The sequence below is a fragment of the Halohasta sp. A2 genome (assembly GCF_056175805.1).
This window is the reverse complement of record NZ_JAQFWV010000065.1, coordinates 1-17428: the sequence shown is the minus strand read 5'-3', so window position 1 is coordinate 17428 and position 17428 is coordinate 1. Positions and strand designations below refer to the sequence as shown.

General features: G+C 56.7%; 11 protein-coding genes and 1 pseudogene. 6 read left to right on the top strand and 6 right to left on the bottom strand.

The genetic code is table 11. The annotated features are described in order from the left end of the window. Positions 1-119 precede the first annotated feature (119 nt). Positions 120-1850, top strand: a pseudogene (locus tag O2S87_RS14760) (cation-translocating P-type ATPase); the annotation flags it as partial. Positions 1851-1943: 93 nt separating this feature from the next. After that, the gene (locus tag O2S87_RS14755; protein WP_475409543.1) at positions 1944-3203 is read left to right on the top strand and encodes an RNA-guided endonuclease InsQ/TnpB family protein; all 1260 of its coding nucleotides are present in this window, start codon (positions 1944-1946) and stop codon (positions 3201-3203) included. A gap of 254 nt (positions 3204-3457) precedes the next feature. Here O2S87_RS14755 and O2S87_RS14750 read toward each other — a convergent pair whose 3' ends face one another. From O2S87_RS14750 to O2S87_RS14740, 3 genes are all read right to left on the bottom strand, one after another. After that, a complete protein-coding gene (locus O2S87_RS14750) occupies positions 3458-4699 on the bottom strand; it encodes an MgtC/SapB family protein (protein WP_475409542.1) in 1242 nt (413 codons plus the stop codon). Between the two features lie 247 nt (positions 4700-4946). Beyond that, on the bottom strand, positions 4947-7544 hold the full coding sequence (locus O2S87_RS14745; RefSeq protein WP_475409541.1) for a calcium-translocating P-type ATPase, PMCA-type: 2598 nt from the start codon (positions 7542-7544) through the stop codon (positions 4947-4949). Positions 7545-7884: 340 nt separating this feature from the next. Further along, a complete protein-coding gene (locus O2S87_RS14740) occupies positions 7885-8070 on the bottom strand; it encodes a DUF7836 family putative zinc-binding protein (RefSeq protein ID WP_475409540.1) in 186 nt (61 codons plus the stop codon). Positions 8071-8227: 157 nt separating this feature from the next. Between O2S87_RS14740 and O2S87_RS14735 the strand changes: the two genes are divergently transcribed. Together O2S87_RS14735 and O2S87_RS14730 are read left to right on the top strand one after the other, a co-directional pair. Then, the gene (locus O2S87_RS14735) at positions 8228-8479 is read left to right on the top strand and encodes a hypothetical protein (RefSeq protein ID WP_475409539.1); all 252 of its coding nucleotides are present in this window, start codon (positions 8228-8230) and stop codon (positions 8477-8479) included. A 242-nt stretch (positions 8480-8721) separates the two neighbouring features. Then, the gene (locus O2S87_RS14730; protein WP_475409538.1) at positions 8722-10533 is read left to right on the top strand and encodes an SLC13 family permease; all 1812 of its coding nucleotides are present in this window, start codon (positions 8722-8724) and stop codon (positions 10531-10533) included. On the opposite strand, the gene O2S87_RS14725 is transcribed toward O2S87_RS14730, so the two are convergent. Together O2S87_RS14725 and O2S87_RS14720 are read right to left on the bottom strand one after the other, a co-directional pair. After that, positions 10530-10973, bottom strand: coding sequence for a pyridoxamine 5'-phosphate oxidase family protein (locus O2S87_RS14725; protein WP_475409537.1), 444 nt, complete (start codon positions 10971-10973; stop codon positions 10530-10532). The two genes, O2S87_RS14730 and O2S87_RS14725, sit on opposite strands and share 4 nt — an antisense overlap. A gap of 239 nt (positions 10974-11212) precedes the next feature. Then, complete coding sequence (locus O2S87_RS14720) at positions 11213-12085, bottom strand: universal stress protein (protein WP_475409536.1); 873 nt, start codon at positions 12083-12085, stop codon at positions 11213-11215. Between the two features lie 207 nt (positions 12086-12292). Here O2S87_RS14720 and O2S87_RS14715 point away from each other — a divergent pair, with 207 nt between their 5' ends. Beyond that, positions 12293-14416: an acetate--CoA ligase family protein gene (locus O2S87_RS14715; RefSeq protein ID WP_475409535.1), complete on the top strand. Its 2124-nt coding sequence runs from the start codon at positions 12293-12295 to the stop codon at positions 14414-14416. Positions 14417-14528: 112 nt separating this feature from the next. Here the strand turns inward: O2S87_RS14715 and O2S87_RS14710 are convergent, their stop codons facing one another. Beyond that, positions 14529-15209 carry an IS6 family transposase gene (locus O2S87_RS14710; protein ID WP_475409534.1) on the bottom strand — a complete coding sequence of 227 codons (681 nt, stop codon included), beginning with the start codon at positions 15207-15209 and terminating at the stop codon, positions 14529-14531. 382 nt (positions 15210-15591) lie between these two features. Between O2S87_RS14710 and O2S87_RS14705 the strand changes: the two genes are divergently transcribed. Further along, positions 15592-17307, top strand: coding sequence for a methyl-accepting chemotaxis protein (locus tag O2S87_RS14705; protein ID WP_475409533.1), 1716 nt, complete (start codon positions 15592-15594; stop codon positions 17305-17307). Positions 17308-17428: the final 121 nt, after the last annotated feature.

Genomic DNA, 17428 nt, shown 5'->3' with positions numbered 1-17428 from the left:
AAGTTCCTCGTCGAGAGTGTTGACGACAAAATTAAGCAGATGCTCTTCTTCGATCTGATTGTCTGTTTGGGTTTGTTTCACACTACTTCCAAACAGACACTCCATCTAACCCGATGTGATCGACTGAATTTCTGTTCACCGCGACAGAGCCGACCGCGATTCTCCTCGTTGGCATCACCCTCGCCGTTGCAGGCGTCCCCGAGGGGCTCCCTGCAGTCGTGACGTTCACGCTGGCGCTGGGCGCACGAGAGATGGTCGACCGGAATGCACTGGTCAGACGGCTTCCGGTCGTCGAAAGCCTGGGTTCGGTCGACGTTATCGTCACCGACAAGACGGGGACGGTGACCGAAAACCGGATGACGGTGACACGGCTCTACGCCTCAGGCACTGTCGTCGACCTCTCAGAAGCGAACCCGAAATCAGTGACCGGTGACGTCGACCGCCAGCGGGTTGCTGCGAATGGTAATCACAGATATGGTCCACAAGTTGCCTCACTGTTGTACTCTGGTTTGCTTTGCAACAACGTCGATCGAACGGATGACGGCGAGTATCGCGGTGATCCGACCGAGATCGCGCTCCAGCAGGTAGCGGAGGGTGCGGATATGGTCTCGGCCGGAGAACGGATTCGGGAGATCCAGTTTTCTTCGGAGCGAAAGCGGATGACCGTAATCGTCGAAGAAGCAGAGCCGACGGCCTATATGAAGGGAGCACCCGAAACCGTCCTCGAACGGTGTGACTCCGTCCTCGAAAATGGCGAGGTAGCTGAACTCACTGACGAAAAGCGACAGGAGATTCTCGACCACACACAGTCGTTTGCAGCTGACGCGCTTCGGGTGCTGGGATTCGCTTCGAAGCCCGTCGAGAATCCATCGGCTACTGTGGATCAGATCGAAGACGAGATGGTGTTTCTCGGATTACAGGGGATGCTTGATCCACCCCGTGAGGAGGTCGACGAGGCAATCGCCGACTGTCGATCGGCCGGCATTCGGACTGTGTTGGCGACAGGAGATAATCTCACGACCGCCCAAGCCGTCGGCGAGCAGATCGGGCTTGACCCCGATGGTGCCCGCACAGGTGGTGACGTCACCGATCAATCCGACGACGAACTGGGGCGAACGATCGAGGATGTCGACGTGTTTGCCCGGGTGGAGCCAGAGCACAAGGTTCGCATTCTGAATGCGCTCCAAGAAAATGACCATACGGTGGTGATGACGGGCGACGGCGTCAACGATGCACCAGCCCTTACACAGGCAGATGTTGGGGTTGCGATGGGACAGCGCGGCACCGACGTCGCTCGACAGGCCTCGGATATGATCCTACAGGACGACAACTTCGCGACGATTCGTGACGCCGTCGAAGAGGGACGAGGCATCTTCGAGAACGTGCGCAAGTTCGTCAACTATCTTGTCTCGACTAACACCGGCGAGGTACTAGTAGTGTTTTTGGGAGTGTTGCTCGGAAGCCTGCTCTTTCCAGCGCAGTTCTCGGGGACATCGCAGGCGTTGATTTTGACGCCAATCCTGATTCTCTGGATCAACCTCGTTGCAGATACACTTCCCGCCCTCGCACTGGGAGCAGACCCACACGCAGATGGACTCATGGATCGCCCTCCGCGGCCTACGGACGAAGGGGTAATCAACACCCGCGTTCTCGTGTCGATACTGACGATTGCAGTCCTGTTAGCCGTGACTGGTTTGAGTGTCTTTTTTTACGCTCTCGACCGCACGGGGTCGCTCCTCCGTGCGCAGTCACTCCTGTTTACATTCATCGTGGTTGTTGAGTTGGTCCGTATTCAGCATAATACAAGGTGGAGCCTCCGGCCTCAAGGAGTGAACGGAGTGAGCGAGTAGGCCGGAGAGGAAACCGACATGGCATGACACAACCACTATGCGATAGCTACCTGACTCCCAAAGTATAAGAATCGTTAGTGTATAATCTGAAATATGGAAGTTCGACGCACCGCACCCGTCAAACTTGATGTTCCTGACGAGCGGCGCGAAGACTTCCATGAATCTGCCCAGCAGTTTCTCTACTGTGCAAACCGTGCCGCAGAGTTCTGTTGGGATAACACCGACTACAAACAGTGCGTCACAGCCAATAGTACCGCACGGGACGCACTGTATGACGATCTCCGCGCAGAAATCGACCTCACCGCAAACCTTGTTCAAGAAGCGATCCGTCGAGCTGTGCAAGCCGTCAGAGGCTGTGTCGAACGCTGGAAACAAGGCAAGCGTGTGAGCCAACCGGAATTTACCTCATGGAGTATGGTCTATGATAAGCGGAGCGCAACGTTCTATCGAAATAACGTCTCACTCTCAACCGTCAACGGACGTGTTGAGTGCGACTTTGAACTCCCTTCGGACAGTCCAACACCATACGAACAGTACGTGTTGTCTGATGACTTTGAGTTCCGTGCAAGCACACTGCAATACGACAACACAACCGACGAGTTTTATTTCCACATCACCACGCGGAAGTACGACACTGAAAAGAACGGTGACAAAGACACTGAGGTTTCGGAAGATGCCGGGAACCAGACAGTCCTCGGTATCGACCTCGGTGTGAACAGTCTTGCCGTTGCATCCACTGGACGATTCTGGAACGGCGACGACTACGACCACTGGTGTCGTGAGTTTGAAAAACGGCGTGGGGAGATGCAACGACGCGGAACGCAGGCCGCTCACAACGCTCTGCTTCGCCTCGGTAAGCGTGAAGTAGCATGGCGGAAACAGTATCTTCACACAGTCGCTAACGAGATCGTCACAGAAGCCGTTGAACATGAGTGTGACGTGATCGTGTTCGAGGATCTGACCGATATTCGTGACCGACTGCCACAGGCGAAATGGCATCACATCTGGGCGTTTCGTCGGTTGGTCGAGTATGTCGGATATAAAGCACCAGAACAGGGTGTGTTGGTCGAACAGATCGACCCAAACCACACGTCACAACGCTGTTCACGGACAGACTGTGGGTTCACACATGAGGATAACCGCGACGGAGAACAGTTCTGTTGCTTGAAATGCGGGTATGAGGTGAACGCAGATTACAACGCCGCAAAGAATGTCGGGATACGGTACGCTCGAAAAGAGCATCACAGACTCCGTTCGTCGCCCACGTCGACGGGCGGAGACGCACCAGTAGACGTGCGTGTGAATGGTGGGATAGTGAATGGCGAGAGTTACCAGCCTATTGCTGGCGACTGATCGCCGGGAGTCCACATCAAAGCCCCATCACCAGAACCTTCGGTTCTGGTTAGCAGTCAGAGCTTCGCTCTGACGACATTGCCGGACTACGTCCGGCAGGCACCAGAACGTGTAACGTTCTGGTAACACCCTCAAGGACCGAGGTGCGTAGCACCGAGGGAGTAGGGTGGGGTAGTTTACAGTAGCTGTAACCACGAGGTCGATAGCGAGTCAGTATCCGATTTCGACTCAACAGATGGCACCGTTCTCAGAAATCACAGTAGCACGATACTGAGACCAATAACAGAGACAATACCGAGGGCCACAGTTACCCGTCGACCGAGTTGCTGGGTACCAATGAGCCACGCCAGACCAGCTTTTGTAAGCGTGTTTGCAATCGCACCGATGACGATACCGGTTGTCGCGACCTCCGGAGAGATCGCCCCCTCGGCTGCGAGCCGGCTCAATGTGAGGGTGATCGCGTCGACGTCCGCGAGACCGGAGAAAAACGCCGTCGCGTAAATACCGGATTCACCGAACCATGTGTTAGCCAGTTCGGATCCGAGAAGGACCGCGGCAAAGACGGCTCCGAAAAAAAGCGCCGGTTGGAGTCGAAACGGGTTTTTTAGGTCCGTCTCGATATCCGTCTGGCTCGTTGAGTCCCAGTAGGCCACGCCTGCAATGAGACTGCCTGCGATAGTCATCGCACCGAGTGGGACGACAACAGCCGAGAGCAGTGATGGGTTGACAACTGCGACCTCGACGAGAGCTCGTGGGAACATGACGATGGATGCAACGATGATTGAGAATGAACTGATCTGATAGATGCCGGGAGCTTCGCTCGTTCGTTCAGCCATCGAGACCGTCGTTGCCGTCGAGGAGACGAAGCCACCCAAAATACCAGTCAAAGCGATCCCTCGCTTGGCCCCGATACTCCGGGTTAAAATGTAGGCACCGAAACTAAGCCCTGTGACAAACACCACCATGAGCCAGATGAACCGGGGGTTGAGTCCATACAGGATCGCAAGGTCATCGTCGGGCAAGAGGGGCAGAACCACAAACACCACAAGAATGAATTTGAGTGAGGCACGGCGTTCACTCTCGTCGACCTGATCGATAAACTGGTGAATGGCTGTCTTCGAAGACAACAAAACGGTGACGACACCGCCAATGATTATCGCGAAGAGAGCCCCTTGTTCGGAGTGAACAGTCAATGCACCAAGGAGGAACGTGAGGAGGCCAGCCACAAGTGTCGTCAGTCCGATATCACCTCTGGTTACGGCTCTTGCGGTGTATGCGACAGTCAGTGGAATACTAAGGGCAACAAGTGCTACAGGCAGCAGTGCAGGAAAAAACGCTTGGACGATTGCACCAATCACTGCAAACAGTGGAAACGTGCGACTCCCGGCGAATATGCCACCGGATTCGGCATGTTCTCGCTCGAGACCAATAAGGGCCCCAATCCCAAACGCGACAAAGAGACGAAGTAAAAGAGAGTCAATAAGTGGGTCATGCATACAGGATATATTTTACTGGCCTTGGTTACCAATTTTTTGTCACGAAAAGCCGCCAGTAACAGAAGTTGATCTGTCGACGACACGAACAGGAAGCATAGACCGCTAGCCGCTTGACCAGTGATTACGCCCAGTGGCCATTCTTTGTCGTTTTTGAGTAGTCCTCATCTGCGTGTCTCAAACTACCGCTAGTGTGCGATAGGTACTGGCCTCGAAGAAATATCGGTGGGCAGTGAGCCTTCGGATTATCTCACTGATCAAATCGGGAAACCAACACAGCGACCGCAGTGTATGCTGGCAAACAGAGACCAAGCACCATGCTGATTATCACCCAGTCGACCAGATCGAGGGGAACGGTCCCGAAGTACCGATTGAGCGGCGTGTACAGCACTGCAAACTGGAGCACAATCGAGACCGCAACGGCAGCCTGCAGCCACGGGTTCGATAGCGTCGGCGTCTCCCGCAGCCAGCGAATGACGTAGAGGCCGACGAACTCAAGAAAGACGAAGCTCGTAAACACCATCGTCATCGCATACGGAGTGGTCTCGGGAGCACCCCCAAGCGTGACCGCCATTAGTACCAGCAGTGCACTCGTTGTCACCGCTCCCATCCCACCGATTAGGCCGAGCATCTGTCGACCGATAATTCCCTGCTCCGATTCACGTGGTGGCCGATCCATCACCGCACCGCTCTGGGGGTCGACGCCCAGCGCCAGTGCGGGGAGCCCGTCGGTCAACAGGTTGATCCACAGCAACTGGACCGCAGGCAAGATGAGATAGCCATAGAGTGAGGCAATGAAGACAATTGCAACCTCCGCAACATTCGCACTGAGGAGGTAGGCGACGAACTTCCAGATGTTATCGAATATCGCCCGCCCGCGCTCGACGGCCCGCTCTATCGTCGAATAGTTGTCGTCCAGCAGAACGATATCGGCGGCCTGTTTTGCGACATCCGTCCCGCGAACCCCCATTGCGACACCGACGTCCGCATTTTTCAGTGACGGGGCGTCGTTGACGCCGTCGCCGGTCATTGCCACATTGTGGTCCCACGACTGGAGCGCCTCCAGGATCCGCACCTTGTGTTCTGGCGATGTTCGCGCGAAGACATCAACCGACTCGACGCGCCCCCGAAGCGTCTCGTCATCCATCTGTGCTATCTCGCGACCTGCAAGCACCTCGGTCTCGATCCCGACCGAGGCGGCGATTGCACGTGCGGTTCGGACGTTGTCACCGGTTACCATTTTGGCGGCGATTCCCGCGCGTGTCGTCGCCGCAATCGCCTCGTCGACTCCCTCTCGCGGTGGGTCGATCATCCCGGTCAACCCAACGAAAACGAGGCCGTCATTGAGATCGTCGACATCGGCTGGCTCCTCGCGGTAGGCCATCGCCAGCACCCGAAGGGCGTCGTTGGCGAAGGTTCGGACCATTGCCTCGATCCGTTCGCGGGCGTCGGCTGTGAGTGGCTCCGGTCCCTCGGCAGTCAGTATCCGATCACAGTTCTCGATGAGGACTTCCGGTGCCCCCTTGACGTAGCCGATATCGCCGTGCATCGTTCCCATCCACTTCCGATCGGACGAAAACGGTACCTCGCCGGTTCGCGGCTGTTCGTCTCTGAGGGATTGGATATCGATGCCACGGCTGTCGGCCAGTTCGAGCAGTGCCTGCTCGGTCGGATCACCGTCTTCGAGCGTCGAATCGTTACACAGCACCCCAATGTGTGCAAGGAGTTCGTTTCGCTCCGACAGGGGTTCTGGGTCGGATTCCACCGTATCGCTCCCATCGTGATCGTGGTCGGTCTCGACATCGATGACGGTATCGTTCACCCAGAGTCTGCTGACGGTCATCTGTCCCCGCGTGAGAGTCCCTGTTTTGTCTGTACAGATCACGTCGACAGAACCGAGTGCCTCTACCGCAGGCAACCGCCGGATCAGCGCGTTTTCGGCCGACATCTGCCGTACACCAATTGCGAGCGTCAGCGTGACCACCGCTGGCAGTCCTTCGGGAACCGCAGCAACCGCCAGCGAAACTGCCGTGAGCGACGCCTGGACCGCATCCGTTCCCCGAATCACCAGCACTGGTGCGACCAGAATCGAAAGGACGACGATCCCAACACCGAGATTCCGACCCAGCGTGTCGAGTTCTTCTTGGAGCGGGGTCTGCGTTTCTTTGGTCGAGGAGAGTTCGTGGGCGATCTCGCCGACCGCCGTCTCCATCCCTGTCTGGGTGATGACCGCCGTCGCCGTCCCGCGGGTGACTGTCGTTCCCTTGTACACCATGTTCGTCTGCTCGGCCAGCGGTGTGTCGGTGTCGACTGGCTCGACTGACTTCGAGACGGGCGTGCTCTCGCCTGTCAGAGCTGCCTCGTCGGTTTCGAGATTGCTCGTCTCAAGCAAGCGACCATCAGCGGGGACGACGTCACCGCTCCGCAGAACGACCACGTCGCCGGGAACGAGTTCCGTCGCGTCGACCGTTCGGTCTGTCCCATCCCGGCGGACAGTGGCTGTCGGTGCGGCCAACTCCCACAGCGATTCGAGGCTCTGCTCGGCCCGGTACTCCTGGACGAACCCGAAGATACCGTTCGCCACGACGATGATCGCGATGAGGACCGCATCGACGGTGTGGCCCGCCCACACTGAGAGTCCGGCGGCGGCCACCAACACCCAGATCAGGACGCTGTCGAACTGTGCGAGAGCGATGCTGAGTGTCGACCGTCCAGAACTCCGAACGATATCGTTTTCGCCGTACTCGGCGCGTCGCTGAGCTACCTCCTCGTCTGAGAGTCCATCGGGGCGGGAGTCGGCGGTATCGAGAACCTCTTGGGCCGGTATGTCGTGTGTCGACTCTGTCATTATATTACCGTTCTGGGCGAATTTCTATAGGCGTACCCCGGACGGTCGGCTCGAGACCGTGCTTTGGTCAACTAGATCGTGACTCGATACCGCTCGAAATACAGAACTTGTAGTTTCAGAAAGAGTCCCATGAGGATGACAAAGGCAGTACAGCGGCACCGATCTGTACCCGATGAATGAGAGCAAGTGATTGCACAGTGATTGACATCCCAGTCGACGGCGGCGGGGCAGCGTTCTGAGCTGGCTGTCTCCTCCTGGGGCCGACAGCCAACAAGAACGTGATGGCAGGATAATTATTTTGTATCAAATATTTATCCACGTATTTATGCTTGAAAAATTCTTAGGAGGTGTGAAACTCTTTGAGAATCTCCAAATCTCTGGCCGCTCGCATGAACTCGGCCGTCTTCTGGCTGTTGCCGCAGTATGGGCACCGAAACTCGTCTGTTGGTGGTGGGAGATCTGTCGGAGTCGCTTCCCAGAGTTCCTCGCAGTTGAGACACGACAGTTGGATCCACGCTTCGCGCATAGTCACCTGTTCCACACGGGGTTCCAAAAGCCTGTAGCTCGGCGAACTATCCGGTTACTGTCTGATTTCTTCGATATATTCAACCGGACGTAGAACGTCTACATAACAGCCATTAGCCATGATATCGAGACATTACTGGTCCCGACAGATGGGTGCCATGGCGCGCTCGCTTGCGCGAGACGCGGGGTCAGTCTCGCGCAAAGCAATCGACGCCGACCTCCACGTCCTGTCGGTGGTCGACATGACACTGGAACATCCGCCGACACCAGGCGATGTCGATACGAGTCTACTGCCGATGGATTCGACGCCGAGTGACACACTCGCCCAACCGAACAGCATGGCCAGGATGCACTCGAAACGGTCCGCACCCACGCGAGAGAGGTTGGTGTCTCGGTCAGCGGCACTGTGACCAGCGGCCCACCTACGAGAGTGGTTCTGTCGTACATCGACTGAAACAGTGTCGACCTCGTGGTGATGGGAACCCACGGTCGCTCAGGGGTATCCAGAAGATCCTCGGAAGCGTCACCGGAAACGTCGTGCGGCATACGCCCGTCCCCGTGTTCTGTGTGCCGCTCGGCGAGGAAGTCTGAAGGGTTGAACAGACACGCGAACGCTGGGGAGCTTTTTTAATTTTCCTGCCGACCGAACGGTATGGTCTTGCTCCTGACGAGCCTCCTCGCGTCGGTTGAACCGGATGTACTGGTGGTGTTCGGCGTCGTTGCCCTCGCACTGGTACTGTTTGTGTTCGAACCGATCCCGATCGATATGGCCGCTATCTCGGTGCTCGTCGTGTTGGTGGTTCTCGAATCGTGGACCCAGATCTCCCCTGAGGTAGGGATCTCAGGGTTCGCCAACCCCGCGACGATCACCGTGCTGTCGATGTACGTGTTGAGCGAGGGCGTCCAGCGTACGGGAGCCGTTCGGACACTCGCCGACCGGGTGATCGAAGTTGCAGGCGACGACGAGCGCAAACAGCTGGCGGCAACGATCGGCCTCGGCGGCGGGGCTGCCGGGATCATCAACAACACGCCGGTGGTCGCAGTGTTGATCCCGATGGTTACCGACATCGCCGACCGGACCGACACATCGGCCTCGAAACTCCTGTTGCCGTTGTCGTACGCAGCGATGCTCGGAGGGATGCTAACGCTGATCGGAACATCTTCGAACATTCTGGCGAGCGATATCTCGGATCGACTTATCGGTCGACCCTTCTCGATGTTCGAGTTCACTCACCTCGGAGTTCTGGTGTTGCTTACGGGTGCTCTCTACCTTCTTACCGTTGGCCACCGACTCATACCCGACCGAACCGAGTCGACGGACCCGACCGAGAAATTCCAGCTGGGCCGGTATCTCTCCGAGATCTGGATTCCCGACGACTCCCGGTTCGTGGGGAAGCAGGCCAGTGCTGTGCTCGCGTTAATCGGGCGGGACGTCGACGTCATTCGGATCCTTCGTCGCGGCAAAATCATCCATCAGGATATCGGATCCCAACGGATCCGTGCCGGAGACCGGCTCCTACTTCAAGCGAGCCGACGCCGCCTGTTCAAGCTCAGTGCGATACCGGGGCTCGAACTCGTCGGGGAACCAGTCACAACGTCGACCGATGACGAGCGGTTGCTCACCGAGGTGATCGTTGTCTCCGAGGCACCAATGGCGTGGGAATCGATGACGGCCTTCACGTTCAACCGACACTTCGATACTACTATTTTGGGGATACGGCGACGGGGCGAACTCCTCACGAAACGGCTCTCGAAAGTCGTGTTACAGGGAGGCGACACACTACTCGTTCAGGCGTCGCCCCACGCAGTCGCGGAGTTGCAACAGGACCCGAATTTCGTCGTCACAGAGGAGATAGCTGCCCCGGAGTACCGACGGTCCAAGATCCCGGTTGCCATGGCTATTATCGCCGGTGTGATCGGTGTTGCAGCTCTCGGCATCCTCCCTGTCGTTATCACTGCACTCGCCGGGATGGTCGCCATGGTACTCTCGGGCTGTGTCAAACCCCAAGAGGTGTATGGGGCCGTCGACTGGAACGTAATCTTCCTCTTAGCGGGAGTCATCCCGCTTGGAATTGCTCTCGAAGAAACTGGCGGTGCCGAACTACTGGCAATCCAGCTCACAGTCGTTGTCGACTACGTCCCCTTGGTCGTCTTCGTCATGGGTTTTTATTTGGTGACAACGATGTTGACCAACATTATAACCAACCTCGCCAGTGCCGCCCTGATGATCCCGATTGCGGTCGACCTCGCTGACGAACTCGGGGCCGATCCCTTTTCGTTCGTGTTGGTCGTCACTTTTGCCGCGAGCACCGCGTTAATGACACCGGTCGGCTATCAAACGAATCTGATGGTATACAGCCATGGCGGCTACGAGTTTTCGGATTTCATTCGTGTCGGCGCGCCGCTGCAACTGCTGTTGGCGGTGGTTACGTCAGTCGGTATCACCGTCTTCTGGGGTTTCTAACCCGACGACCGGCCAGATTGTGTGCCGATCTCGAAGCTATACCAGTAGAGGTCGATCTCCGTGGGTGTATAGTCGAACACCGAGATCGCGATATCGCTGGCGTTCTCGTAGTAGCGTTCCTCGGACTCTCCGCCGAGGCGGTCGCCGAGTCGACGCACTGTTCCGGTGAGGATCACGCTCTGCCAGTCGGTCGGTGTACTCACCTCGTAGACCGTCAAACATCCGGTTTCAGTCGTATCGAGGAAGGATCGCTTCTTGCTCTGGGGGACGAAGCCGAGATCAAGCAGACAGCGGTCTCGTGTTGGCTCGTATCCAAAGGAGACCGGAATCCCGTAGGCAGCCCCTTCTTGGGCAAGTGAAAGCACGCCAGTGCCCTGATCGTGGAGAAACGATGCGATCTCCTCATCGGTCATCGCTGTGCCGTACTGGGAGTTGGACATGATAAGGTGTCTTGTCGTTGATAACGTACGCCCACACGGCCATAGCTGTTGTTTGTGGGCATCTTCGGTTTACTTGCCGATTCAGCACAGATACACAGGCTAGATCCAGTCGTCGAGGCCGTCATTTGGTTCGACGAGTCCGATATCGACGCCGGTGAACGTGAGTTGTGACACTGGATGTATTCAGGATCATATGCTGTCGATTGCAGCGAGTAGTTCTCTGTCTCCTCTCGCCTCCACTACGCCGTCGTTTTGGGCGATACCGAAAGCACTGGCATCTCGGCGAGACGAACGACTTTCTCGGTTACACTCCCGATCAGAAATCTATCGAGACCGCTTCGACCATGCGTGCCCATCACGATGAGGTCGACGTTGCGATCAGTAGCGTAGTCAGTAAGTGCTCGGGAGGGAGCCCCACTGAGGATCGACGCCTCAACTGACCGGATGTCCGCATCAGTAGCCTGTTGTATCAGGTTATCGACTGCCTGTTGGCCGGCCGCTTCCAGTGAGTCAAGCACGGAGCCACTCCCAGACCCCCACAAGATCGGGGTGAGGTCGGCAACGTGAACGATGTGGAGGGTTGCATCAGTCAGTTCTGCGATCTGTATCGCGTGCGTCGCTGCCACGGTGGCTGTCTCACTCCCATCGGTCGGTACGAGTATCGTCTCGAATACGTCAGTGACAGCTGTCTCTCCGTGAACTGTGAGAACCGGCATCGGGGAGACACGAAGGGTTCGCTCGGCGACGCTGCCGAGAATGAGACGGTTGAGTCCAGTCCGTCCATGGGTCCCCATCACGATGAGGTCGGTGTTGTGTTCGGTGGCGTAGTTGATGAGTTCCTGATGAACCGGTGTGTCGGTTTCTCTCAGTTCCGTCGTGAGGTCGACCTCCTGTATATCTGGCCGATCAGCAACCGAACTGAGGATTTTCTGGCCCTGCTCGGCGAGCGTAGTCGATAGCTCGGATGCGACCGCTGTCGGATAGGTTTCGTATTCGACAACATGAATCACGTGGAGAGACGCATCGAACCGTTTGGCGAGAACGGCCCCTTGCTCGACGGCTTTGTTCGCAGCATCGCTTCCATCTGTTGGAACAAGAACTGTATCGTACATGGTATTGTTTCGGCGTTCCGAGTGCCGCTTCGAGACTGAGTTTGGTGACAAGAAGCAAACCACTACCGTCCAATCATATACATTTGGTACCACTATAGAATCAGCGTATCGGCCAAAACGAGTGATGTTGCTACTGCGTTCGGAGCGAGTCACTCACCGAGCCGAATGGCCAGTGAGCTTAATCACTGGTCGACCGATTGCGTTGCCATGGATGCCACAACGACTCGCCTTGGACTCCTCGATCCGGATCGAATCGCAGTCATCGGCGCAACCGAGCGAGAGGAATCGGTTGGGCGGGCCCTCATCGAGAATCTCTCGAAGTTCGACGGCGAGTTGATTCCGGTGAATCCAAACCGAAGCGATGTGCTTGGAATGGAGTGTTATTCCGACATCGGCTCGGTTCCCGATCCAACCACGGTCGACCTCGCGATCGTGGCCGTTCCCGCTACAGTCGCTGTTGAGACTGTTCAGCAAGTCGGTGAACACGGGATCGACAACGTCGTCGTCATCACAGCGGGATTCAGCGAAACTGACGAGGAGGGCACAAAGCGAGAAACAGAGCTGATTGCGGTTGCCGACGACTACGACCTGAATCTGGTTGGCCCGAACTCAGTCGGGATCATCAGCACGTCGACTGGATTGGATGCCACGTTTCTCGACGGCTACCCACCTGCGGGATCGCTGTCACTGATAAGCCAGTCCGGTGCGTTCATCGCAGCAGTCATTGGCTGGGCGGTCCAGCACGACATTGGCTTCAACAATATCGTCTCACTGGGCAACGAGGCGGTTCTCGACCAGACAGAGTTCATTCGGCAGTGGGATGACGATCCGAATACCGATGTCATCCTCGTCTATATCGAAGAGGTCGACGATGGCACGCAGTTCATCGAGGCAGCCCGCGAGGTGACAGACGACACGCCGATTGTCGTGATTAAATCCGGCCGAACGGAAGCCGGAGCCGCGGCCGCGAAATCACACACTGGCTCGATGGCTGGCAGTGATGAAGCCTACCAGGCAGGTTTCGAGCAGGCAGGGGTACTTCGGGCGTTGACGATCCAGGAGATCTTCGACTACGGGCAGGTGCTTGCTGGCCAGCCACGCCTCGATCGGAACGACGTTGCGGTCGTGACGAACGGTGGCGGACCGGGCGTCCTGACGACGGATGCGATTGCTGACTCACAGCTGGAGCTCGCGGATTTCAGTACCGAGATGCGAACCGAACTCACCGATATTCTGCCCGACGAAGCCGATATCACCAACCCGCTAGATATTATTGGCGATGCAGATCTCGACCGGTTTCGAGCGTCGCTAGATACTGTCTTGGCCGACGACTCGGTCGGCAGTGCCGTCATCCTCTCGGTACCGACAGCACTCTACGACTTCGAGGAGTTAGCTGAGATTATCGGCACGCTACAGGCCGAGTACGGAAAGCCAGTCGCTGCCTGTCTGATGGGCGGCGAAGCCGCTGACCGGGCTGCCAAAACACTCGACCCCTACGGGATTCCGAACTATTTCGATCCCTCACGGGCTGTTGGGAGTCTCGAAGCGCTCGCCGAGTACGGTACCATCATCGACCGAGAGTACGAATCACCGACCGAATTCGATGTCGACCGTGAGCGAGCCCGAGAGATACTGGCCGAAACAGTCGAACGCGATGTCGACCATCTGGGCACTGAGGCCATCGAGATTCTGGAAGCCTACGGAATCCCCACACCAGCGGGCGATATCGTCGACAATTCAGCAGCCGCCGAGGCAGTCGCCGAACAAATCGAGGGATCGGTTGCGATGAAAATCGTGAGCCCAGACATCATCCACAAATCAGATATCGGGGGTGTCGAAGTCGGCGTCTCGACCGAGAGCGTCGCCGACACCTATCGGACACTGATGGATCGGGCAACAAGCTACGATTCCGAGGCAACGATTCTCGGCATTCGGGTCGAAGCAGTCGTCGAACCCGACGAACGCACCGAGACGATCATCGGGTCGACACGAGATCCACAGTTCGGCCAGCTGCTAATGTTCGGGTTGGGCGGAATTTTCGTCCAAATATTCAACGATACTTCGTTCCGAGTTGCGCCTGTCAGCGAGCGAGAGGCGGCAGCGATGACTGCAGATATTCAGGCCGCACCGATGCTACGTGGCGCACGTGGTAGGACACTAGCCGATCTCGACACAGTCGTCGAAACGATTCAACGGATCTCGCAACTGGTTACTGATTTCCCGTCGATCACCGAACTCGATGTGAATCCACTCATCGTGGCTCCCACAGAGGTCTCTGCAGTAGACGTTCGGCTGACAGTCGACAGAGATGAACTGTCTAGGTCGGACTGAGCCATCCCAGAATTGCTGTACTCACACATGAAATGAATTCACACACGGCAGATATGGCCATATTAATAGTCAATAATGTGTGTTAATACCACTTTCGAGTATAAGGCACTGTCTAGTTAGCAACCTCCTCTGCTGGCGTTCGATCACCTAGCGTTTGATGCGGTCGCTGGCGGTTATAATAATGTACAAACTGCGAACACCAACTGCGGACGCTCGACCGACTGCCCACCCACGAATTATGAAAGCGGTCGATCCGCATTTTGAGCGTCTGAAACCACTTTTCGATCAGGTTTCGGTCTGTATAATCACGCCGACCGCTGAGTCCTAATCGAGCAAGGGCAGTCTGATAGCCGAAGCCATCGACGAGAAACACGGCCTCGGAGAGGTCGTGTTTCTCGGAGAGTCCATGGAGAAACGCAGCAGCTGGATCCGTGCCGTGAGATCCGAACAGATCGACACCCAAAACCAACTTAGTGTCGAGGTCTATTGCAGCATACAACCAAGACCACTCACCATTGATTTTGACAGCGGTCTCGTCTACAGCGACCCGCTTCGGCTGCGCCTCAGGCGGGTCGGGCACGCTGTCAGCTACTCGATGTACCCACTGAAAGATCGCCTGATGAGAGCGTTGAACGCCGAACAATCGAAGAATCTCTTGTGTCTCTCTAAGCGAACAGCCGGTCGCGTGGAGCCGGACGGCGAACGCCCTGACGGGCGTCGCCGTCCGCTCTCGCTCCCAACATTCAAGATTTGCCGTGTCTAACGACTCTCTGAGCAGTTCTGGGGATAGCATCAACAACTCAAACCACGAACTGCTCGCTTCTCAAATTGGCTTAACTAGACAGTGCCCATTGATTGATTGAGTTATACGATATCTCGTTTTAATCGCTGAGCGTTTCCGATAGAGCATTGCAACCTAGTTCGGCGTGCGATAAGCCAGATCGCACGCCACATAGCCTCGAATCACCTCCCCGCTCTTGCCCCAATCTCCTGCTTGGTAGGAGACAGCGGCAGCAAGCGGGAATGTCAGTTTCTAGAAAAGAAGTCGATGACCGGCACTAACTGAAACCACATTGTACAAAGAAACTTTTGCTAGATCTACCTATAATATGTGTTTATTTTAGTGCCTTTACATATACATAATATTTATTATGGTATGTATGTGAATCTCAGACATGAAACGAGTACTCAACTGGCTTGTGGTCAAAGACTCCGAGAAAAAACGGACAGATGCCACTGGAAATTCGATCGACGCCGAGTCAGTTGAGTGGGCAGATCTCACCGAGACGGGGGCGTCTCAAACCGATGTTGAGCCGTCGACTGCCGTGTCGACTCCTGGGTCAGCGCGGACGCCCGAGCCAGCTGAGACTGTCGAGAGCCTTAGTACAGACCGACTGTTAGCTCACGTGCTTGATGGAATCGGCTCGCCGGCAGTCATCGTCAATGCCACCGGCGCAATCTCACACATCAACACTGCAGCTTGCGAACTGTTCGGAACGACCGATGCAGATGCGGTCGGCACGCGGGCGTCGACACTTCACACCGGTGAGCCACTACTGTCGAAGGCACTCGAAACGGGCACCGAGATCAACGAGCGAACTGAGACTATTACGCTTGGCAGCGAATCACACACCCTCAACCGAACCGTCCAACCGATCAGTGAGGCGGACGGAACCGTTGTCGGGGCGATAGAAACCGCCACCGTTCTCGAAGAGGACACTCAACAGAAAGTCGAACAGTTGGAGGCCTACCAGGAGGCAGTGATCGACGATCTCGAATCTAAGATCATCCGGCTCGCCGAGGGCGATCTCACCATCGAACCAACCATTCCGGAGCCGCCCGCGTCGTTCGAAGAGATCCAAACAGTCCACGAGGAATTCACTGATCTCAACGCGCATCTGACGACTGCTGTCGATAACTACCGCACAGTGCTCTCTAGGCTCACCCTGCTGGCCGACGATCTCGACGACACCAGCCAAGAGCTCAGCGCTAACAGCGAGGAGGTCACCGCCTCCATCGAGGAGATCAGCCACTCAACCGAGGAGATGGCAAGCGGCTCAGAGGAACTAGCCGAACAAACCGACAAGGCGGATCTGACTTCCGCAAACCTCACCGCCAGCATCGAGGAGATCACTGCCTCCGTCCAGGAAATCGACGCCGAGACCTCCGAAGCCAGCAAACTCGCCCTCGATGGTGTCCGTGAAGGCACCGAAGCCGTCGACCAAATCCGGTCGGCGACCGACGCTACCAGAGAGATCACCGACGAAGTCCGACGGCTCGAACGCCGGATGGAGGCCGTCGGTGAGACGCTGGATGTGATCTCGGCGATTGCCGATCAGACCAACCTGCTGGCACTCAACGCAGCCATCGAGGCTGCCCGCGCTGGCGACGAGGGCGATGGCTTCGCCGTCGTCGCCGACGAGGTCAAAAAACTCGCCGAGGAGTCCAAACAGTCAGCCGACGAGATCGAAGAGATCATCATCGACGCCCAAAACCAGACTGGCGAAGTCGCCTCCCAGATCACCCACACCAACGAGAAGGTCACGACGGGAGCCGACGCCGTCGAGGAAGTCGTCGACCGAGTCGACGAGATCGAATCCACCGTTGAGGCGGTCAGCGTGGCCACTGCCGAGGTCAGCGATGCGGTCGAAAACCAGGCCGAAAACATGGATGGATTTGGAGCCACCATCGACAGCACGTCCTCGATGAGCGAGGAGTTGTCAGCATCGGTCCAGCAGATTTCGGCCGGCCTCGAACAACAGTCGACGGCTACCGACCAGGTGGCCCACCGCGCGTCTGAACTGAGCGCGACCAGCGAAGAGTTGTACGACCGTATCGATCAGTTCCGACTCGCAAAAGACGAAACGGCTGACGTCGACGATATTGACTAGCACTACTTCTGGGGTTAATCCGGCAAGCTGATTGCCACGGCTGAAGAAAGAGAGCAATGAAAGAACTTGCACACGACCACGGAGATGCCGCAGGGTTTCTCAGAAGGTATCAAGCGTGTTT